Here is a 21,429-nt window from a genome sequence, read left to right as displayed (position 1 = left end):
TAAAATCCTTTTAAAGTATTGTTATCAGAAGCTGTTTCTTCTAAATTTAACCATAAGAATTCAACAACTGTTGCAGATCTGCCAGGGTGTTGATCTCTTCCGCCGGTTTATCCTTCCTCCATCTGTTAATTCGCGGAAACCGCAATGCCACGCCTGACTTATGCCTGTTGGAAGCTGCAATACCTTCAAAAGCTATTTCAAACACCAGTTCCGGTTTTACGGTCCTTACCGGGCCAAACTTTTCTATTGAATTTTTCTTCACCCAGTTATCTACTTCATTGATCTCTTTATCTGTCAGCCCGGAATAAGCTTTGGTAAAAGCCACCAGCTGATCGCCATCTTTCACGGCAAAGGTGTAATCTGTATAGAGGTTTGACCGCCGGCCATGGCCTTTCTGGGCATAGATCATCACGGCATCTATGGTGAGCGGATCTATCTTCCACTTCCACCAGTCGCCACGTTTACGCCCTACCTGGTAAACGGAGCTGCGCCTTTTCAGCATCAGTCCTTCGCTGCCCTGTTCACGGGCCAGTGTACGGAAGCGGGCCAGTTCTTCCCATGTATGGAAAGTGATGGCGGGCGATAGCCGGAGGGAGGGAAGATTGATCTGTTCCACTACCTGTTCCAGCAGTTTACGCCGTTCATTGAGCGGCCGGTTGCGTATATCCTGCCCTTCCCATTCCAGCAGGTCATAGCTGAGAAATACCACAGGGGCTTCCTGCAGCTGTTTTTTTGTTACATTCTTGCGGCCTATCCTGGTTTGCAGCGTCTGGAAGGGAAGGGGAAAATTATTGGAGTATGTGAGTATTTCCCCGTCTATGGCGGTGCCCTCCGGCAAAGCGTTGAGCAATGGCTGGTATTCAGGGAACTTTTCAGTGATAAGCTCTTCTCCGCGTGACCATACAAACAATTGTCCTTCACGTTTAATGATCTGTCCGCGTATACCGTCCCATTTCCATTCTGCCTGCCAGTCTTCCGGATCCCCCAGTTCCTGCGGATCGGTTTCCAGGGCATAGGCCAGGTAAAAGGGGAATGGTTTGGAGGCATCTGCGGCGGTGACATTTTCATTAAGAAGCGCTTCTATGGTGGTAGTGCGCGGGTCCCAGTTGCCGCTGATCATATGTGATACAACAGGAGCAGGTATCTGGTAGGCGCCGGCAAGGGCGTTGATCATCATATTCTGCGACACGCCTATGCGGAAACCGCCTGTGATAAGCTTATTGAAAACAAAACGTTCGCCTGTATCCAGTTCTTCCCATGCTTTGAGAATGAATTCCCTTTTTTCATCCTCGCCGGCTTTTTCCAGTTGCATCAGCTGTTCTATCCAATAATGCAATGGCTGGGAGGAGATATTTTTTCCGGGAGGCAGCAGTAAGGCAATGGTCTCTCCCAGGTCTCCTACGGTATGGTAACATTCTTCGAAGAGCCAGGGAGGCAGGCCGGTCATCTGTAAGCACCAGTTGCTGAGCTGAGTGGTGTTGACTGTACGTTTGGGCCGGCGGCCGGTAAAGATAGCCACTACCCACAGGCGGTCTGCCGGGTGGGCAGTAGCCATGTACCGGCTGAGGGCATCCAGTTTTTCGTTCGTTTTGGTGCTGTTGCTCAGCACTTTTACCAATGCTGCAAATGCTTTCATAACCCTTCTTCATTATTGTGAGGAGAGGTTGTTTCTGCCGGTTCTTCATCCATATCGCCATACGCTGTTTTCACTTCCTGTGCCGGGATGCCGTTTTCGGTAAGATACCGGGCAAAGGCGCTGCTGAAGCCATGAGTGGTATATACCTGCTCTGCCCCGGTAGCTTTTACGGCCTGCAGAAGACCGTTCCAGTCGGCATGGTCTGACAGCACAAAACCAGCATCGGCATTGCGGCGGCGCATATGTCCGCGTACCTGCATCCAGCCGCTGCAAACGCCGAGCGAGTAAGTGTTGAAACGGCGCATCCACGTGGTATCTGCTGCTGAGGGTGGACCTATGACCAGGTTGTTCTTGTAGGCGGAAGCAGGAGTATCCGGTGTTATACGCTGCAGGTCGGGCAGTGGCCAGCCCTGTTGACGGAGCAGCTGGTTGGTAATATAAATAGCGCCATGCGCCCATATCTGTTCTGTGGTATCCCTGAGATGATAGAGGAGGCGCTGGGCTTTGCCCAGGCTGTATCCCAGCAATACGCTGTTCTTGCCTGCCTGCTGGTTGTTATATATCCATTGCCTGATATTATTGAAGATGATGTTCTGCGGCTGCCAGTTGTAGATAGGAAGGCCAAAGGTGCATTCTGTGATGAAGGTATTGCATGGCACCGGCTCAAACTGGCCGGAAAGGCCGTCATTCTCTGTTTTATAATCACCGCTTACTACCCATACTTCATTGTCCTGTTGTACACGTACCTGGGCTGAGCCTATTACATGTCCGGCAGGATGAAGGGAGATGCTTACGCCATTATAACGTATTGTTTCCCCAAATTCCACACCCTGTATACTGATGTCCTGGCCAAGGCGCAATAGTAATAAGGGTACGCTATCCTTGTGGCAGAGGTAATGTTTACTGCCATACCGGGCATGGTCAGAATGGGCATGGGTGATGACGGCCCTTTCTACAGGCTGCCAGGGGTCAATGAAGAAATTGCCGGCAGGGCAGTAGATACCTTTATCGGTGAACTGGAGTATCTGCATATAAGAAAGGTATACAATTTTCATGCAGATATATAGAAAGTAAAACGGTCATCCGCCGGAAGCGTGATGACCGTTTTAAAAACTTATAATAAAGCAGTCTTACTGGAAATTCATCTTTGTATCGCTGCTGTCTCCTTTCTGAATAATATAGATATTCTTGTTCTCGAAGTAGTCAGGTTGTTCCGTTCCTTCTTTCAGGTATACCGGCTGATAGTTGAAATTGCTGAAAACCTTTTTGGCAGGATCGTTCACTGAGCCGTTGAAGTATACGCCGTTGGCAGATAACTGTTTTACGAAGTACCATGTCAGCTCAAATCCTTTGAAGGCCATATCAGATGGACGGGATTTGTATACGCGTTTGAAATAATCGGTGATATAACGGCTGTATACATCTGTTTTATCATTGAAGTAAGGCGACGTGTAGTATATCTGCATGCCTTTAAATTCAGGCTCTTTGAACTTCATGATATCCCAGGTAGGCATACCGTAGACCTGAAGGGGATAAGAGGCCGTCTGCACGCTCAGTTTACGCAGAATAGCTTTGGCGCCGGCTTCATCCAGGGCGGCAACTACACAAAGGTTGGGTCTGTCTGCCAGCATGAACTGGGAAAGTTCTGCATCTGTGGTAGCGTCTGACCAGAGCACTTCACGGATGCGGCTCTTCCTGCTGCTCTGCAGCTTTTCGTAATCTGCTTTGAAATCTGCCAGGAGGCGTTTTTCGAAAGCGGAATTACGATGGAAGAACAATATGTTCTTGTTGGCGAAAGATTCCTGCAGATAGCGTTGTAAGGCCTCACCATGTGTTTTCAGCATACTGTTGGTGATGAGCAGGAAAGGATTGGCGGTGATGCCGCCATCGTTGGGGTAGGTGGCAGATACCAGGTTGATCTCTTTCTCACGTGCTACATTGCTCAGCTCCTGCAGCTCAGGCGTACCAACGGCTGCAATGATGAGGTCTGTACTATCCAGCTGTTTACCCTTTGTCAGCGTTTCGATACTGTTGGCCCTGGATTTGCTGTCATACACGGTAACATTGAGCTTTACACCCTGCTGCTGCAGGCTGTCCAGCGCCAGCTGTGCACCTTCATAAAAATCCAGTCCGGGTAATACATACCGGGGCAGGGTACGGCCGGGAAGTTCTGTAGAGTTGATGAAAACCGAATCCAGGTAAAGGGGAGTAAAGAGGGCGATGTTGTATGCCTCTTTTTTCTCCTGGCGACCAAAAGCCGGTACATTGAAAGGTGCAGCTTTGGTCTCTTTCTTGCTCTCGTCTTTTTTCTTTTCTTCTGTTGCAGGTTTTGTGACAACTGGTGGTGGTGTTGGCTTGTTGCTGCTGCTGCCGGCGCCTTTAAAGAGGCCGCAACCAGATAACAAGACCACCATTGTGCATGCGGCGAATATGGAACCGCATATTTTGGATTTACTCATAGCGATCATTAAGTTACAAAAATCGTTCCTGTGTGTTGAATACAAAACGCTTAACACAGAATGCAATGTAGCAAAGCGTTCAGTGTTAAGCGTTTCGGCTTTAGCGCATAGGTATTATTCCCATTCGATAGTAGCCGGTGGTTTGGAACTGATATCGTATACCACGCGGTTAATACCTTTCACTTTATTGATAATATCGTTAGACATTTTAGCGAGGAACTCGTAAGGAAGATGTGCCCAGTCAGCGGTCATACCATCTGTAGAAGTTACGGCGCGGAGCGCTACAGTAAATTCATAGGTCCTTTCATCACCCATTACTCCTACGCTCTGAACGGGGAGGAGTATAGTGCCGGCCTGCCATACTTTATCATAGAGCTCTGCTTCCCGCAGTCCCTCTATATAAATGGCATCTGCTTCCTGCAGCATAGCTACTTTCTCAGGGGTGATCTCACCCAGGATACGGATAGCCAGGCCTGGTCCGGGGAAGGGGTGACGGCCAAGGAATATATCGCTGATACCAATTTCACGGCCTACACGTCTTACCTCATCTTTGAAGAGGAAGCGCAGGGGTTCTACCAGCTTCATGTTCATTTTTTCAGGAAGCCCGCCTACGTTGTGGTGGGATTTGATGGTAACGGAGGGGCCGTTTACAGACACAGACTCGATCACGTCAGGGTAGATGGTACCCTGGCCCAGGAAGGAGATGTCTTTCAGCAGGCTGGATTCCTGCTGGAACACTTCTATGAACAGGCGGCCAATGATCTTGCGTTTCTGTTCAGGATCGCTGACACCAGCCAGTTCTCCGTAGAACAGATCGCGGGCATTGACGCCTTTTACGTTCAGTCCCATATGTTTATAGGAATCCAGTACGGTTTCAAATTCGTCTTTACGGAGCAGGCCGTTATCAACAAAAACACAGTACAGGTTGCTGCCAATAGCTTTGTGGATCAGTTCTGCAGCTACAGTAGAATCTACGCCGCCGCTGAGGGCCATTACCACTTTTTTATCGCCTACTTCTTTCCTGATACGCTCAATGGTTTCCTCTACAAAGGCAGCCGGTGTCCAGTCCTGTTTGCATCCGCAGATGTGTACCAGGAAGTTGCGGAGCAGCTGTTTACCTTCCAGGGAGTGGGTCACTTCCGGATGGAACTGCAGGCCTACCAGGGGGTGAGGGGCTACTGTATCAGATTTGAAGGCTGCTACAGGGATATTCTCAGTACGGGCAATGATCTCAAAGCCTTCAGGCATCCTGACAATGGTGTCTGAGTGGCTCATCCATACCTGGCTGCGGGCAGAGATATCGTATAATGCTTTTTCTTCTTTGTTGTCATGTTCCATAAAAGCGCGGCCATATTCACGGATAGCGCTTTTAGCCACTTCACCGCCAAAATTTTTGGCCATTAGCTGGGCGCCGTAGCAAATACCTAATACAGGTACTTTGGCCGCCATGGCTGCAATGTCTACTGAAGGGGCCTTTGCCTCATTTACGGAGAACGGACTGCCGGATAAGATGATGCCTTTCACTGAATCATCCCATTGTACCGGCTGGAGACAAGGTTTGATCTCACAATAAATATTCAGTTCACGGATACTGCGTGCAATCAGCTGAGTATACTGAGAACCAAAGTCGAGGATTAGAATCTTTTCTGTCATGGTGGTGCAAAGATAAAGGCCTTATATCAAATCCCAAGTCTGAACTTACGCTAAAATGGATATTGCCGTTATATTTGTAGTATACATTTAAATAATCTGCCATTTTAAATGCCCAAAATCAATTAACCTTATGAAACAACTCGTTGTATGTGCCACAGTATTGTCCCTGTTATCCTTTGCAGCCTGCAATCAGAAAAGGGTGAGGGGGAGCGGACATGTTACTACTGAAACAAGGACTATCGGAGAGTTCAGTAAACTTGCCGTTGCTGGTGACATGGATGTCTACTTTACCCAGGGACCAGAGAAGGAAGCAATTGTGGAAGCTGAGGATAATATCCAACCCTATATTGAACTGCAGGAGAAAGGAGATGAGCTGATCGTCAAAATGAAGGACCATATTTCCCTGAAATCTCACAAGGGTATCAAGATAACGTTGACAGCGCCGCATGTGTCAGATATTGTCCTGTCCGGCTCAGGGAACATTAAACTGGTGAACAGGTTTGAAAATGATGGGCCTGTAAAATTTAAGATTGCCGGCAGCGGAAATATAGAAGGTACTGTGAACAGCCCTTCAGTAGAAGCTGTCTCCGCCGGTTCAGGAGATATCAAGTTATCTGGCGAGACCAGGGACCTGAAGATAAACCTGGCCGGAAGCGGAGATTTTGAAGGAGAAGACCTGTATACTGAAAGTACCAGGGTAAATACAGCCGGTAGTGGAAATGCGTTTGTACACGCCAGTGTAAAACTGGATGTGAACATAGTTGGTTCAGGGGATGTGACGTACAAGGGAAATCCTTCTGTGGAATCACATACCGCCGGATCAGGAAGTGTGAGGAAAGCAAATTAAGATAGCTGTTTGTTTGCGGCCCCGCAGCCGGCTAAAATTCAGATCTGTAAATAATGAACGATGGATAAACCAATGACAGCAGAAGAAGCAGCCCGGCAGCTACGGCAACCGCAGGGAGAAGACGGTATCAGGATGGGTGAAAAGATGAACAGGTCCAATAAGCTCCTATATGACATGACACTGGATTTTATGCCCTTGCAGGCTGGCGATCGTATACTGGAAATAGGAATGGGGAACGGTCACTTTATCTCTGAATTATTTCAGCAACAGGCCGCGTTACATTATACAGGGCTTGACATGTCTGATGTAATGGTGCAGGAAGCTATAAAGGAAAATGAAAGCCGTATCAAAGCGGGTAAGGTAGAGATAATTTGCGGTACTGCGGAAGAAATGACCTTTCCATCAGAAGCGTTCACCAAAGTGTTTGGTGTGAATGTGCTTTATTTCTGGGATGCGCCGGATATCGCGCTGAAGGCTATTCATCGTGTACTAATACCCGGCGGACAGCTGGTACTGGCATTTCGCAGCAAAGAAACTATGGAGCAGCTGCCTTTCGTTGATCAGGGTTTTACATTGTATGATATTCCTTCAGCAAAATCATTGCTTGAAAAAAATGGCTTTATTGTAAGTGAGATCAATACAGCAGTAGAACCTCAGAAACTCGCTGCAGACGGGAGTAAGCTGGTACAGCTGGAAAATATTTGCATGCGCGGAATAAAAAATTAAGTACTATTTAACATTTAGTTTATTGTACAAACAGCATCTTTGTACCTGTAAAATAAAACATTAAGTCCTTTGGCCACGGTACTGCTGTAGCAAAATGCAGAGGGTTATGGCAGTACCTGGCTGAGGCACAAGAGAAAGAGGAGGTCCCGTAAGGGGCTTTTTTATTTTAAAGCAGTTCGTGACGGCAGTATTATCAGAGTTTTGTGATAACTTAATGATTATCAGTTTGTTGTAGCTTATTTGCTTACCCTTTCATTCACAGGTTAATTCATATAATAAAAATATATCGTAAGTTTACGGCTTCAAGTGTTCAACTCCGTATTTTTATGAATGAACGACCTAAGATCCTGGTTATCTATTACACCCAGACCGGGCAGTTAAAGAGAATAGTTGATAAAGTTACAGGACCGCTACAGGACAAGGCCACTATCGTATATGAGGAGCTGGCGCCATTGCAACCCTTTGCATTTCCATGGAACAAGCAGGTCTTTTATGACACTATGCCGGAAACTGTGTTGGGCAAACCACGTGGAATAGCACCGTTAAAAGTTAATCCGGATGAGCATTTTGATCTCGTTATCCTGGCTTATCAACCCTGGTTCTTATCTCCTTCACAACCAACAGCCGCTTTTTTACAGAGTGAGTCAGCAGCCCGTTTACTGAAAGGCAAGCCTGTCGTTACGCTGATGGGATGCCGCAATATGTGGCTGAATGCACAGGAGCGTGTAAAGGAATACCTGCAGAAAGCAGGCGCGCATCTTGTGGGAAATATAGTGCTGGTAGACAGATCGCCCAACCTGGTGGCATTGATCACAGTATTAAGATGGCAGTTTAAAGGTAAGAAAGAAGCTACGGCATTCCTGCCGCCAGCAGGCGTTCAGGAACAGGATATCCAGGATGCGGTGAAGTTTGGGGAGCCTATTGCAAAGATGCTTGAAACAAGACAATGGGACCAGCTGCAACCTCAACTGCTGGAGCTGGGCGCTGTAGAGTTGAAGCCTAACCTGATATTGCTGGAAGACAGAGGTATCAGGGCGTTCCGTTACTGGTCAAAATTCATCAGTGCCAAAGGTGGGCCCGGAGCACCTGAAAGACAGGGGAGGGTAAGTATGTACAGGGGATTACTGCTGATAGGTATTTTTGTATTATCACCTCTGGCCAAGATATCTTCCATGTTTAAACTGGCCTTTAATAAGAAGAGATTGCAGGAAGATGTAAAGTACTACAGAGGGATACACCTGCGTTAACCGGCTGAAAGCAGTAACATAGCCCGGTTTCAATACCTTTTACTGATATATCGGCAGAGTATTCTATATTTACGGGCGTTTGTGCATTGTTAGACCGGGGACAAGGGGATATTACCATAATTATTATAACAGCAAGGCGAAATTCAATAACCTGTCTTTGAATAAGGACAGGTACCAACTTATACAAAACAACAGGAATCTATTTCAAATGAAGGAAGTTTATATTACAAGGCTATCTAAATTTCTGCCTAATGAGCCGGTAGGGAATGATGAAATGGAAAGCATACTTGGGCTGGTAGACGGAAAGCCTTCCCGTGCAAGATTGAGGATTTTGGGGAATAATAAGATCAAAACACGCTATTACTCATTAGATAAACAAGGAAAATCGACCCACTCTAATGCAGAGATGACTGCGCTGGCAGTAAAGGGCCTTTTTGATGACAGGTTTTCTATAGACAAGCTGCAGCTACTGGCTTGTGGCACTACATCGCCAGACCAGCTGCTGCCTAACCATGCAGCAATGGTACACGGCCTGCTGAAATGCCAGCCTGTAGAGCTGATAGCCGCTACAGGAGCATGTGCGGCAGGTATGCAGGCATTCAAATATGCCTGGATGTCTATTAAATGCGGTAATACCAGCAACGCTGTAAGCACAGGTTCTGAGAAATTCTCCAGCTGGATGCTGGCAGAAAAATTTGAGCCTGAAACAGAGAACCTGAAACACCTGGAAGATAATCCTATCATTGCCTTTGAAAAGGACTTCCTGCGCTGGATGTTGTCTGACGGCGCCAGTGCAGCCCTGTTCCAGGACAAACCAAATGAAAATGGCCTTTCACTGCGTGTAGACTGGGTAGAGATAGCTTCTTATGCCAACGAGCTGGAAACCTGTATGTATGCAGGCTCTATCAAGAATGAAGACGGCAGCACCAAAGGCTGGATAGATATGACGCCTGAAGAGTGGGCACAGCACAGCGTGTTCTCCTTCAAACAGGATACCCGCCTGCTGGGCAAGAACATCGTTCCTTCCGGTGCACAGATGTGGAAAGAACTGGTAGAACGTCACAACATTGACCTGGAGAAGCTGGATTACTTCCTGCCTCACCTGTCCTCAGAATTTTTCCGTTTTAAAATAGACGAAGAGATCACCCGCCTGGGTGTACCTATCCCGCAGGAGAAATGGTTCACCAACCTGACCCGCGTAGGTAACGTAGGCACCGCCTCACCTTACTTCATGCTGGAAGAGCTGCTGAATAATGATATGCTGAAGAAAGGCCAGACTATCGTGATGATGGTACCTGAAAGTGCAAGGTTCTCCTATGCCTATGCACATCTCACGGTGGTATAAGCGCGGATAGCTTATCTAAAGAAACTGAAAGAGGAGCTGTGGTATTCATTAAACGGCTCCTTTTCTTTTATGTAATTTTGGCCCAAACATTAACATATGAAGAAAGAGGAAGTTCCACAGGATGGCAACAACATGCATGAAGGTAAATTCAGGCAGCTCTTTTATGCCACTGATAACGCAGGGCAATATGTACCGGTAACCAGCGTAGGCTGGGAGCCTGAAAATGTGGCAATGACCCAGGCATGGGAAGAGATACATGCAAAAGTGGAGGCCGCCAGGCAGCGTGTACTGGCAGGAGAAGCCAGCCCTGTCCTGTATTATATGGAGAAAACCATCATGGACCTGCCCTTGCTGGCCAGTTATGTAGGTAAATTCCAATGGCAGGTAAAACGCCATATGAAACCGGCAGTGTTCAATAAACTGAGCGATAACATGCTGCATAAATATGCAGCTGCATTCAAGATCAGCATTAAAGAATTAAAGGAAGTTAAATAATTTGTACAAATGGGTGAGGTACTGGAAGTTATGAACGATATTCAATTCAACCACGAGCAGACTGCACATTGCGAGAGCGGGGTGATTTCCAATATTTTCAGGCATTACGGATTACATATCAGTGAGCCTATGGCTTTCGGTATTGGCGCAGGGATCTTCTTTGCGCATCTGCCATTTGTGAAAGTGAACGGCGTACCAGGCACAACCTACCGTGTAGTGCCCGGCGCTATCTTCAAACGTGTATGCAAAAGGCTGGGAGTGAAGATCGAGTCGCAAACCTTCTCCAACGTGGAGAAAGGCATGCAGGAGCTGGACAGGATACTGGAAACAGGCACGCCTGTAGGGATGTTGTCCAGCGTATATTACCTGCCTTACTTCCCGGCATCCTACCGCTTCCATTTCAATGCACATAACCTGGTAGCCTATGGTAAGAGCGGTGAAAACTACCGTATCAGCGATCCTATCATGGAAACCGTTACTGAAATTGATCCTAAAAGTCTTGCAGAAGCACGTTTCGCCAAGGGCTTCCCCGCTCCCAAAGGCAAGTTGTATTATGCAGTGGACGTACCTAAAGAAATTTCATTGCAGGAGCCTATCCGTCAGGGTATTAACCAGGCATGCCATGACATGCTGAAAATTCCGCTGCCTATGTTCGGGGTAAGCGGTATCCGTTACCTGGCAAAGCGGCTGAAGCAATATCCCGAAAAGGTGGGCGAAAGGAAGGCAGTGCTTTACTTAGGCAACATCATCAGGATGCAGGAAGAGATAGGCACCGGCGGTGCAGGCTTCCGCTTCATGTATGCAGCCTTCCTTCAGGAAGCAGCCGGCATTCTGCAAAGAGAAGAGCTGAGCGTGCTTTCAGGAGAGCTGACAAAGGTAGGAGACATCTGGCGCAACTTTGCCTTCAATGCCGGCAGAGTATGCAAAAGCAGGGCGGTAAATAATGTATCATATGCAGAATTAAGCGAAATGCTGATGCAATGCGCCGCAGAAGAAGAGCTGTTGTTCAGGAAACTGTCGAAAGTAAAAATATAATGACCAGCATATCAGTGCAGGACCTGCACAAGACATATAAAGGCGCTTTGGAGCCATCGCTGAGCGGACTATCCTTCAGCTTCCCCAAAGGCGCCATGGTGGGCCTGCTGGGGCCTAACGGCGCCGGAAAAACCACTACTATCTCCATATTATGCGGACTGGTAAAAGCAGATGGCGGACAGGCCAGGATATTTGACCTGCCACAGGACGCCGCCAACCGGGAAGCAATCAAACGTATAACAGGCATAGTGCCACAACAGATAGCCCTGTTCCCTCACCTTACTGCTGTAGAGAACCTGACCTACTTCGGTAACCTGTATGGAATGAAAGGCAAACCACTGCGTAGCAGGATAGATGAATACTTACAGATGTTCGGACTGGAAAAGGCCGGCAATAAAGAAGTACACCGCTTCTCAGGTGGTATGAAAAGACGTACCAATATCATCGCAGCCATCCTGCATCAGCCACAGCTGCTGATACTGGACGAGCCTACTGCTGGTGTAGACGTACAGTCGCGCAGCATGATCCTGCAATTTCTCCGGGAATACAACAACCAGGGCGTAAGCATTGTATATACCTCACACCTGCTGGAAGAAGCACAGACCATTTGCCGGGAAGTAGTGATCATAGATGAAGGAAAGGTAGTGGTACAGGGAGAAACAGCAGCACTGATAGCACGCCATCCTGAATGCCGCAACCTGGAGGATGTGTTTTTACATTATACCGGACATGCGGTGAGGGATTAATTATAAGGAAGGCATGCTAAGACTACTGGCTACTATACGGAAAGAATGGTTGTTACTGCTGAGGGACAGAACAGGACTGACATTATTATTTGCCATGCCACTGGTGCTCATCACCGTAATGGCCATGATAGAAGACGCACCCTTCAGGGACTACCAGGAACTGAAATTTGATATACTTACTGTAGATAATGACCACGGACGTTTAGGACGGTACATCAGGGAAGGACTGGAATACACCGGCCAGTTTGAAGTAGTGGATTCAATGAATGGTAAACCGGTAACGCAACAGCAGGCGCTGGACCTGGTGAACAAAGGAGACTACAAGATATGTATAGTGATCCCCAAGGGAGCTACCGGAGCTATTGTGAGCAATGCAAACAGGATCGTGAACGATATATCGAAACGGATGGGCATACCGGCCACTTTGCCGGTAGGGACAAAAAAAGATTCGCTGAACGTTGCCGTATACTTTGACCCTGCTTCCAAGAAAGCATTCAAGAGCGCTATACACCAGGCGCTGGATAACTTCCTGACGCAGGTGGAAACAGACCTGTTGCTGGAAAGGATCAAACAGCAGCTGCGTAAGAAAGACATGCCGGAAACAGATACGATGGAGATACGGCTGAAGGCGGTAGGGCTGCAGGAACAGCTGACAGGGCCTTCAAAACAGATAGACGTGATCTCCAACTCCGTGCAGCACAATGTGCCGGCATGGAGCATTTTCGCCATGTTCTTTATAGTGATTCCTATTGCAGGGAATATGATCAGGGAAAGGGAAGACGGCAGCCTGCTGAGAATGAAGCTGATACCGGGCTCTTACCTGGCCATACTGGCGGGTAAGATGTTGTTCTTTGTATGTATATGCGTGGTGCAGTTCTACCTGATGATACAGGTAGGCATTCATCTGCTGCCATTGCTGGGACTGCCAAAGCTTGTACTGGGGCAGAGCCATGCAGCGGCACTGATGGTGGCAATAAGCATAGGGTTGACAGCAACAGCATATGGTATCCTGGTAGGCACTATATTTAAAACACCTAACCAGGCGCTTAACTTCGGGGCTATTTCCATTGTGATCCTGTCTGCCATTGGAGGCATCTGGATACCACTGGAAATAATGCCGCCGCATATGCAGTTTATAGGGCGCCTTTCTCCGCTTAGCTGGGGACTGGACGCCATCAACGATATCTATCTCCGTAATATGGGCGTAGTCCATATAGGAGGGAATACAGGAAAGCTGGTGATCTGCGCTGTAGTGATGCTCTGTATAGCAGGAGCGGTTGAAAAGCGCAGGATGAGCTGAGGCGCGGGAGCGCATTGACTATTGACGGTAAAACAGTAATTTTACGGCCGCCCCTGCAGCAAAATTGCTGACAAGGGAGCCAGGCTTCCTGCAACCGGGAAGATTAAACCTGCAACTCAGAAATATGGAAGATTTAAAACAGAAACTCAAAGTACAGATCATTGAAGCCTTGAACCTGCAGGACACCCGTCCGGAGGATATTGACGATAATGCACCTTTGTTTGGCGAAGGACTGGGCCTGGACAGCATTGATTCACTGGAGCTCATGGTACTGCTGGAAAGACATTATCATATCAAAGTGGAAGACCCCCGCGAAGGCAGGAAGATCTTACAGTCAGTAGCTTCTATGGCTGAATTTATACAATCCAAACAAACAGCTTAAGGCGGCTCCCTTTTATGGCGGAACGTGTGTTTATAACAGGGATGGGAATGATCACCGCCATTGGTGATAACGTGGCAGGCAATCTTCATAACCTGCGCTTACTGCGTACAGGCCTGGGCTATACCAGGCATCTTGATACCATTTACAAAGAGACATTACCCGTTGCAGAGGTAGTACATACTACTGAACAACTGCACGAACTGGCCGGTGTAGCCGGTATGGAAGGCTATACCCGCACCACCCTGCTGGGGCTGGTGGCCATGAGAGAAGCACTGCAGCAGGCCGGGATCAGTGATGTACAGGATGAACCTACAGGATTCATCAACGCATCTACCGTAGGTGGAATGTGTGATACTGAGAACGTTTATTTCGATATTATTAACCCCGAGAAATCCGGAGATTTCCTCAAATTCATTGATACGCTGGACTGTGCAGACTGCACACAGCGTATAGCAGATACCGTTGGGCTGAATGAGCATATAGCCACCATCAGCACCGCCTGTTCCTCTTCCGCAAATGCATTGATGTTCGGCGCAAGGCTTATCAGGGCCGGTGTGCTGAGAAGAGTGATCTGCGGCGGTACAGAAGCGCTTACACGGTTTACGCTGAATGGTTTCAATTCACTTAAGAATATAGATAAACGGCCCTGCATGCCGTTTGACCAGGACCGTAACGGGCTGAACCTGGGAGAAGGGGCTGCTTATCTTGTACTGGAGAGCGAAACCCTGGTACAGGAGCGGCAATCTGCCGTGCTGGCGGAACTGCGTGGCTATGCCAACAGTAATGAGGCCTTCCATCCAACAGCGCCTTCACCGGAAGGAGATGGCGCCTATGCAGCTATGAAGAACGCACTGGATATGGGCGGATTAACACCGGCAGATGTACAGTACGTGAATGTGCATGGCACTGCCACATTGACCAACGACGTGGCGGAAGGTATGGCGCTGCAGCGGTTGTTTGGACAGCAAACGCCTAAGTTCAGCAGCACCAAGCCCTTTACCGGGCATACACTGGCGGCAGCCGGCGCTATAGAGGCTATTTATTCCGTACTGGCCATACAGCATCAGCTGGTATTTCCCAATCTCCATTTCAAAGACAAAATGGAGGAATTGTATATAGTACCGGAAACCCGGCTGTTAGAAGGGTATCCTGTACAAAACGTTATATCAAATTCATTCGGTTTTGGCGGCAACAATGCCTCCCTGCTGATCAGCAAATATGAAGGGTAAGTGTTACATACAAGGAATGGCGGCCATCTCTCCCCAGCATACGTTTGAGGGAGATAGCAGTGCACAGCCAATGGTGGCAGGCAGCAGCAATATGCTTTCCTGCGTGGAACCGGATTACCGTACATTCATCCCGGCCAACAGCCTGAGGCGCATGAGCCGCATGCTGAAAATAGGATTGACCACAGCGTTGAAATGTATGCAGGACAGCGGAATAGCTGTACCAGGGGCTATTGTAACCGGTACCGGTAAAGGTAGCTTACAGGATACAGAACGTTTTATCAAAGAGATACGTGATTATGAAGAACGGGCACTGAACCCTACGCCTTTCATACAGTCTACCTACAATGCAGTGAACGGGCTGATAGCTTTACAGCAGAAATGCACCCAATACAATAATACTTTTGTTCATCGTGGTTTTTCTTTCGAGAACGCATTGCTGGACAGTATGCTGTTGCTGCATGAAGGAGCAGAAAATGTACTGGCAGGCGCTTTTGAAGAAATAACCGGAGAGCATTTTTATATCAAGAGCAGGATAGGGCAGTGGAAGTCTGAAACAGTGCCTAATAATGCGTTGCATGAACATTTTTCGCCAGGCACTATTTCAGGAGAAGGTGCGGCTTTCTTCCTGCTGGATGCAAAGCCTTCAGATAAAAGTTATGCTGCCATAGCGGGTATGAAAACCTTGTATAAGCCATCCCCGGAAAAACCGGGTACGGCTTTACAGCAATTCCTGCAACAGCATGGCCTGTCCATGCCTGATGTAGATCTTGTGCTGACAGGAAGTAATGCTGACAGCAATTATGATTTCTATTATGATGTACTTGACGGAATGCTGCAGCTGCCATTCAAACACCTGTGCGGAGAGTATGATACAGCCAGCGCTTTTGCTTTATGGCTGGGGGCAAAGATGGTAAAGGAGCAGCAGGTGCCGGCGCAATGGTTTCCTATGTTACAGCAGCAGCCGGCACAGTTGAAGAATGTGCTTATCTATAATCACTTTTTTGGCGAGCAGCACACATTTATGCTACTTCAATCAATATAGTTTTGTGCGCAGGTTTATTTCAAAAGCCGCGCGCAGCGCAGAAAATTCTGCACGAAAAAGCGCTTTTGCCGAAGGCAAAAGCGCTTTTTTGTGCAATTAAGATCTTATTTAATCACCCTGTACACCGGATACCTCAAATACCCCGGTTCAGCCCATGGAGTCCGCTCATACACAAAATGCAACTGCGCGCTACCACTCTTTGCAAACGTACTATCTGACACCTGCTTTTCTTTCAACTGTGCCTGCAGGGCTTTATCTGTTTTGAAATATTCTGCGGCAATATCCTCAAACACATAAGGAGAGTAACCTTCTTTGGGCGCCAGGATAGCGTCAAAGAAATTCCATGCAAAGAAAGAATCACCGCCCGTAGGTTCCAGGGTCTCTATCAGGTAGCGGTTAGCCAGCTGGTTCATGGGAATATAATAGTCGCCCTTACGGAAGCGGAGGCTGTCTTTCGTGTTCGTTACTTTTATGCCGGTATGCAGGTAATGCCCTTCATAGGGACGAGGCACTGTTTTATAGTCAGCTATGTGATAGGTTTCTACTGCTATAACAGTATCCTGTGTAAACCTGTGCATCACTACATTGTTATTTTTCAGGATATCCAGCACATTCCACCATCCCTGGGGAATAACATATGCTTCCGGTTTCTGTACAAAGTTGCCGGGCACGGTATAATCATAGAATTTTACTTTCTTTTCATACGGCTGGGAGCGGTCGTAATACAGCCGTGGCAAACCTGATATTTCGCTGGGTTTATATCCGGCAGCATATCCTTTAAAGGTAATATAGCTGTAGCGGCTGGTATCTACATTCCATTCCAGGGGGAACGACTGGCGGGTCCTGTCCTGTTCCTTAGCCCGGTTGCGGAGATCCTTGATCTGCTCGCTGTGACGGCTTACATAGCTGATAAAACATTCCATAAGGGCATAGGTAGCCGTTACTCTCTGGGGATAGGGTTTCAGCATATGAGTTTCCGGTACGAAGCCAAAGGTATGGAAGAGGGTGGTATAGCCGCTGGAATAGCGGGGCCCTTCTGCATAGGTGATCCATCCGTTGTCTGGTGTTTCTCCAAAATGGTTCACGTAAGGTACCAGGTCGTAGCCTTTATCTTTCATAAGCTGATAGATGCCTGGTTCAAATTCTTTGTGCAGGAAGCTACCCATTTCCCCGCCCATTTTACCGTATTCTGTGGTCAGGAGTGTCATGATGTGCTGATAATCAGCGCCATTGCTGACGTGATTATCTATAAACACGTCCGGGTCTGTAAGCTGGTATATCTGGTGAAAGGCGCGGGCGTTCCGGGAGTCTGCCTTGATAAAATCGCGGTTCAGGTCCAGGTTCTTTGCATTGCCGCGGGAGCCGAAGGCTTCCGGACCGTTCTGATCTACCCTGAAATTTGTGCTGCGGTTCAGGGCTCCGCCAATGTTATAAACGGGGATGATGGCCAGGACAATATTGTCGAGCAGTTTCTTTTTATCCAGGGCCAGGTCACGCAGCAGCATCATAGTGGCGTCGATACCGTCGGGTTCACCGGGATGGATGCCGTTGTTTATCAGTATGATACGTTTGTTCTTTTTGCGGAGGCTGGAGAAGTTAAAGTCGCCCGACGGGGAGTAAGTCACCAGGTGCAGGGGAAATCCGCTATCGGTATTTCCTATTTCCTGCATGCTGATCTGTGGAAACTGTTTGTCCAGTTGTTTATAATAGCTGATGCATTCCTGGTAGGTAGCGGTTTCTTTTCCTCCGGAGCGTTCATAGCGGGTGCTAAGGTCTGTTTTCTGGGCTATGGATGGCAGGGAGGTGTGGCAGAGCGCAAGCAGGGCTGCTGAGCAAATGAGTCTTTTCATGAAGAGGGAGGATTATTGGTTGATACGGGCAAAACAAAAAGCCCTTCCTGTTTAAGGAAGAGCCGTTGTATCGAAATATTTTCGGTCTAAAGCTGCTTACGCCAGAGTGTTAACTTTCTTAGAAAGTTTGCTCTTCAGGTTGGCTGCTTTATTTTTGTGAATGATATTGCGTTTTGCCAACTTGTCGATCATAGAGATCACATCAGACAACTTTTCGCCAGCCGCCGCTTTCTCAGTCAGTTTCTTCAGATCACGGATGGCATTACGGGTAGTTTTACCGTAGTAACGGTTACGCTCATTCCGTTTTTTGCTCTGACGTACGTCTTTTTTCGTTGCTTTATGGTTTGCCATGTTCTTAATTTCAAGTTTCGGACGGCAAAGGTAAGTATTAGTTTTTTACAAAACAAAAAAAATGAAAGGTTCTAATATACCTATTTCTCTTTTTTCCGGCTGCAGGCCTGATATCTGTTCACAAAAAATGAGTTAAGATCAAGTGAAAAAAGGGTAATATAAGAATTGGACTTTAAGTGTTTCTGATTATGCTTTATACGTTCACTATTTTTCCGTTTTACTTTCACAAAAAAGCTACGATATTTGCAATCCCATATATTATATAAGGGGCATTCATCAGAATAGCAATTTGAATCGAAGCTTTAGCAAAACTCGTTGTAAATGAAGGACTTCTCATTTGTTACCAACTCACATCCAGCCTACATAGAATCTTTATACCAGGATTACCGTAAAGACCCTGGGGCAGTAGACCCGGAATGGGGCAAATTTTTTGAGGGATTTGATTTTGCGGTAAGTAATGTAAATGGAAAGGCAGGAGCGCCGGGAGCGGCAGGCGCCGGTTTACCGGTTAGCAGTGACCAGTTGACAAAAGAGCTGAACGTTTACAGCCTGATCCAGGCCTATCGGAAAAAGGCTCACCTGATCTCTAAGACCAATCCTATCCGCGAAAGAAAGGACAGGCAGGCCAACCTTGATATCTCTTTTTACGGCCTCAGCGATGCCGATCTGAAAACAGAATTTTATACCGGGCAGGTACTTGGCCTGGGTAAAACCACCCTGGAAAACATCGTAGCCCGTCTGAAGCAGGTGTACGCCAATGCGGTTGGTGTTGAATATGCCTACATCAACGACGCCAAAAAGGTAGAGTGGTTACAGCGTGAAATGGAAACCACCCTGCAGGAAAAAGTTTCCCTGGAAAAGAAAAAACGCACCCTGCTGAAGCTGAACCAGGGCGTAATGTTTGAGCGTTTCCTCCACACTAAATATATAGGACAGAAAAGATTTGGCCTGGAAGGTGGTGAAAATACCATTCCGGCCCTGGATGCTATTATCAACACTGCTGCCAGCGAAGGCGTTCAGGAAGCAGTGATCGGTATGGCGCACAGGGGGCGTCTGAACGTATTGGCCAATATTCTTGGTAAAACGTATGAGCAGATCTTCAACGAGTTTGAAGGCCATGCCGTACCAGACCTGACAATGGGCAGCGGTGACGTAAAATACCACCTGGGCTTCCGTTCTATAGTAGAAACACCTTCCGGCAATAAAGTGAACCTGCAGCTGCTTCCCAACCCTTCCCACCTGGAAGTGGTAGACCCGCTGGTTACAGGTTTTGCACGCAGCAAGGCAGATGTGATCTACAACAGCGACTATGACAAAATACTGCCTATCCTGATCCATGGCGATGCTGCCGTTGCAGGACAGGGCGTAATATATGAGCTCATCCAGATGAGCAACCTGAAAGGCTACTATGCCGGCGGTACCATACACCTGGTAATCAACAACCAGATCGGTTTTACCACAGACTTTGACGACGCCCGTTCTTCAGACTACTGTACCAGCGTAGCTTCTACCGTACAGGCGCCTGTTTTCCACGTAAACGGGGACGACGCCGAAGCAGTGGTGAAAGTGGCTGAAATAGCAGCCCGCTATCGCCAGGAATTCAATTCCGACATTTTCATTGACTTACTGTGCTACCGCAAGCATGGCCACAACGAAGGCGATGAGCCCAAGTTCACCCAGCCAAGCCTGTATGCACTGATTGATAAACATCCTAATCCGCGTGAGGTATATACCCAGCGTCTGCTCCAGAACGGTGATTCTGAAGTACAGGAACTGGCAAAAGAGATGGAAAAAAGCTTCTGGGCTGACCTGCAGGAACGCCTGGATGAAGTAAGGCAGAACCCTTTGCCTTATACTCACCAGAAACCGGAACAATGGTGGGCGGAACTGCGTAAGTCCAAACCGGAAGATTTTGAGAGATCTCCTGTAACGGCTATTAAGGAAGAAGATGTAAAACGCCTTTTCAGCGGTCTGATGCAGTGGCCTAAAGACTTTGTTCCTTTGCGTAAAGTAGAGAAGCTGCTGCAGGAAAAGATCAAACTGTTTGAAGCTGAAGGTAAGCTGGACTGGGCTACAGGTGAATTACTGGCCTACGCCAGCCTGCTTACAGAAGGCAAAGACGTTCGTATGAGCGGGGAAGACGTGAAAAGGGGTACATTCTCTCACCGTCACGCTATCCTGTTTGACGAAAATACCAACGCTACCTACAGCAGATTAGGCAACCTCCAGGAAAAACAAGGCCAGTTCCGCATTTACAACTCCCTGTTAAGTGAGTTTGCAGTACTGGGCTTTGAATATGGTTATGCACTGGCCAACCCTAATACACTGGTGCTCTGGGAAGCACAGTATGGCGACTTTACCAACGGCGCCCAGTCTGTAATTGACCAGTACGTGACCAGCGCAGAACAGAAATGGACCAACCAGAACGGCCTGGTAATGCTGCTGCCTCATGGTTATGAAGGCGGTGGGCCGGACCACTCCAGCGCAAGATTGGAAAGATTCCTGCAGTCATGTGCAGAATATAATATCATTGTTACAAACATCACTACTTCCGCCAACTTCTTCCATGCCTTACGCCGCCAGCTTACCTGGCCGTTCCGTAAGCCACTGGTGAACTTTGCGCCTAAAGCCAACCTGAGACATGCAGGTTCCTATTCATCAATAGCTGCCTTTACTGAAGGAGGCTTTAAGGAAGTACTGGATGATGAATTTGCAGACGATCCATCTAAAGTGAAAAAAGTACTGCTGTGTACCGGTAAGATGTACTTTGACCTGAGTGAGAAGCAGCAGAAAGATAACCGTAAGGATGTAGCTATTGTGCGACTGGAACAACTTTATCCGTTGCCGGTAGCGCAGCTGGAAGTGCTGAACCAGAAGTATAAAGCCGCTACATGGTTCTGGGTACAGGAAGAGCCGCTGAACATGGGCGCTGCTTCTTACCTGCAGATGAACCTGAAACAGCTTAACTACGGTGTTATAAGCCGTAACCCAAGTGCAGCTACGGCTACAGGTTATGCCAAAGTACATGCACGCGAGCAGCTTGAGATCATTGAGACTGCATTTAACATTTAGATGAATTAGAGAAA

At 47.7% G+C, this 21,429-nt stretch carries 18 protein-coding genes; 12 read left to right on the top strand and 6 right to left on the bottom strand.

All coding sequences use genetic code 11. The features are described 5' to 3' along the window. Window positions 1–46: 46 nt before the first annotated feature. The 4 genes from GO493_RS20985 to guaA form a co-directional block, all read right to left on the bottom strand. Window positions 47–1,636 carry an ATP-dependent DNA ligase gene (locus GO493_RS20985; RefSeq protein WP_157308195.1) on the bottom strand — a complete coding sequence of 530 codons (1,590 nt, stop codon included), beginning with the start codon at window positions 1,634–1,636 and terminating at the stop codon, window positions 47–49. Next, window positions 1,633–2,691 (bottom strand): ligase-associated DNA damage response exonuclease, encoded by a 1,059-nt coding sequence (locus tag GO493_RS20980; protein WP_232538915.1) that lies wholly within the window; start codon window positions 2,689–2,691, stop codon window positions 1,633–1,635. Before GO493_RS20980 ends, GO493_RS20985 begins: the two co-directional genes overlap by 4 nt. A gap of 75 nt (window positions 2,692–2,766) precedes the next feature. Beyond that, window positions 2,767–4,095, bottom strand: a complete 1,329-nt coding sequence (locus GO493_RS20975; RefSeq protein WP_157308194.1) for an ABC transporter substrate-binding protein — start codon at window positions 4,093–4,095, stop codon at window positions 2,767–2,769. Window positions 4,096–4,209: 114 nt separating this feature from the next. Continuing rightward, a complete protein-coding gene (gene guaA, locus GO493_RS20970; RefSeq protein ID WP_157308193.1) occupies window positions 4,210–5,748 on the bottom strand; it encodes a glutamine-hydrolyzing GMP synthase in 1,539 nt (512 codons plus the stop codon). A 130-nt stretch (window positions 5,749–5,878) separates the two neighbouring features. On the opposite strand from guaA, the gene GO493_RS20965 reads away from it, so the two are divergent. From GO493_RS20965 to GO493_RS20915, 11 genes are all read left to right on the top strand, one after another. Continuing rightward, window positions 5,879–6,595, top strand: coding sequence for a head GIN domain-containing protein (locus GO493_RS20965; protein ID WP_157308192.1), 717 nt, complete (start codon window positions 5,879–5,881; stop codon window positions 6,593–6,595). Between the two features lie 60 nt (window positions 6,596–6,655). Next, window positions 6,656–7,321 carry a class I SAM-dependent methyltransferase gene (locus GO493_RS20960; protein ID WP_157308191.1) on the top strand — a complete coding sequence of 222 codons (666 nt, stop codon included), beginning with the start codon at window positions 6,656–6,658 and terminating at the stop codon, window positions 7,319–7,321. A gap of 326 nt (window positions 7,322–7,647) precedes the next feature. Continuing rightward, a complete protein-coding gene (locus tag GO493_RS20955) occupies window positions 7,648–8,568 on the top strand; it encodes a dialkylrecorsinol condensing enzyme (protein ID WP_157308190.1) in 921 nt (306 codons plus the stop codon). Between the two features lie 208 nt (window positions 8,569–8,776). Beyond that, window positions 8,777–9,913: a beta-ketoacyl-ACP synthase III gene (locus GO493_RS20950; protein WP_157308189.1), complete on the top strand. Its 1,137-nt coding sequence runs from the start codon at window positions 8,777–8,779 to the stop codon at window positions 9,911–9,913. A 96-nt stretch (window positions 9,914–10,009) separates the two neighbouring features. Next, window positions 10,010–10,408: a hypothetical protein gene (locus tag GO493_RS20945; protein WP_157308188.1), complete on the top strand. Its 399-nt coding sequence runs from the start codon at window positions 10,010–10,012 to the stop codon at window positions 10,406–10,408. A 9-nt stretch (window positions 10,409–10,417) separates the two neighbouring features. After that, a complete protein-coding gene (locus tag GO493_RS20940; protein WP_157308187.1) occupies window positions 10,418–11,443 on the top strand; it encodes a BtrH N-terminal domain-containing protein in 1,026 nt (341 codons plus the stop codon). Continuing rightward, window positions 11,443–12,189, top strand: coding sequence for an ABC transporter ATP-binding protein (locus GO493_RS20935; RefSeq protein ID WP_157308186.1), 747 nt, complete (start codon window positions 11,443–11,445; stop codon window positions 12,187–12,189). The genes GO493_RS20940 and GO493_RS20935 overlap by 1 nt, the downstream gene beginning before the upstream one ends. Before the next feature lie 13 nt (window positions 12,190–12,202). Further along, window positions 12,203–13,489, top strand: a complete 1,287-nt coding sequence (locus GO493_RS20930) for an ABC transporter permease (protein WP_157308185.1) — start codon at window positions 12,203–12,205, stop codon at window positions 13,487–13,489. Between the two features lie 124 nt (window positions 13,490–13,613). Next, window positions 13,614–13,871, top strand: a complete 258-nt coding sequence (locus tag GO493_RS20925; RefSeq protein WP_157308184.1) for a phosphopantetheine-binding protein — start codon at window positions 13,614–13,616, stop codon at window positions 13,869–13,871. A 14-nt stretch (window positions 13,872–13,885) separates the two neighbouring features. Next, the gene (locus tag GO493_RS20920; RefSeq protein ID WP_157308183.1) at window positions 13,886–15,100 is read left to right on the top strand and encodes a beta-ketoacyl-[acyl-carrier-protein] synthase family protein; all 1,215 of its coding nucleotides are present in this window, start codon (window positions 13,886–13,888) and stop codon (window positions 15,098–15,100) included. After that, window positions 15,090–16,142 carry a beta-ketoacyl synthase chain length factor gene (locus GO493_RS20915; RefSeq protein ID WP_157308182.1) on the top strand — a complete coding sequence of 351 codons (1,053 nt, stop codon included), beginning with the start codon at window positions 15,090–15,092 and terminating at the stop codon, window positions 16,140–16,142. Before GO493_RS20920 ends, GO493_RS20915 begins: the two co-directional genes overlap by 11 nt. 104 nt (window positions 16,143–16,246) lie before the next feature. On the opposite strand, the gene GO493_RS20910 is transcribed toward GO493_RS20915, so the two are convergent. After that, window positions 16,247–17,992, bottom strand: coding sequence for a M14 family metallopeptidase (locus GO493_RS20910; protein ID WP_157308181.1), 1,746 nt, complete (start codon window positions 17,990–17,992; stop codon window positions 16,247–16,249). A gap of 96 nt (window positions 17,993–18,088) precedes the next feature. Then, the gene (gene rpsT / locus GO493_RS20905) at window positions 18,089–18,343 is read right to left on the bottom strand and encodes a 30S ribosomal protein S20 (RefSeq protein ID WP_157308180.1); all 255 of its coding nucleotides are present in this window, start codon (window positions 18,341–18,343) and stop codon (window positions 18,089–18,091) included. A gap of 321 nt (window positions 18,344–18,664) precedes the next feature. On the opposite strand from rpsT, the gene GO493_RS20900 reads away from it, so the two are divergent. Then, a complete protein-coding gene (locus GO493_RS20900) occupies window positions 18,665–21,415 on the top strand; it encodes a 2-oxoglutarate dehydrogenase E1 component (RefSeq protein ID WP_157308179.1) in 2,751 nt (916 codons plus the stop codon). Window positions 21,416–21,429 lie beyond the last annotated feature (14 nt).

It is taken from the genome of Chitinophaga tropicalis (assembly GCF_009758205.1).
GTDB classification, from domain to species: Bacteria; Bacteroidota; Bacteroidia; order Chitinophagales; family Chitinophagaceae; genus Chitinophaga; species Chitinophaga tropicalis.
The sequence above is the reverse complement of the archived record's forward strand: the minus strand, read 5'-3'. Positions and strand labels throughout refer to the sequence as shown.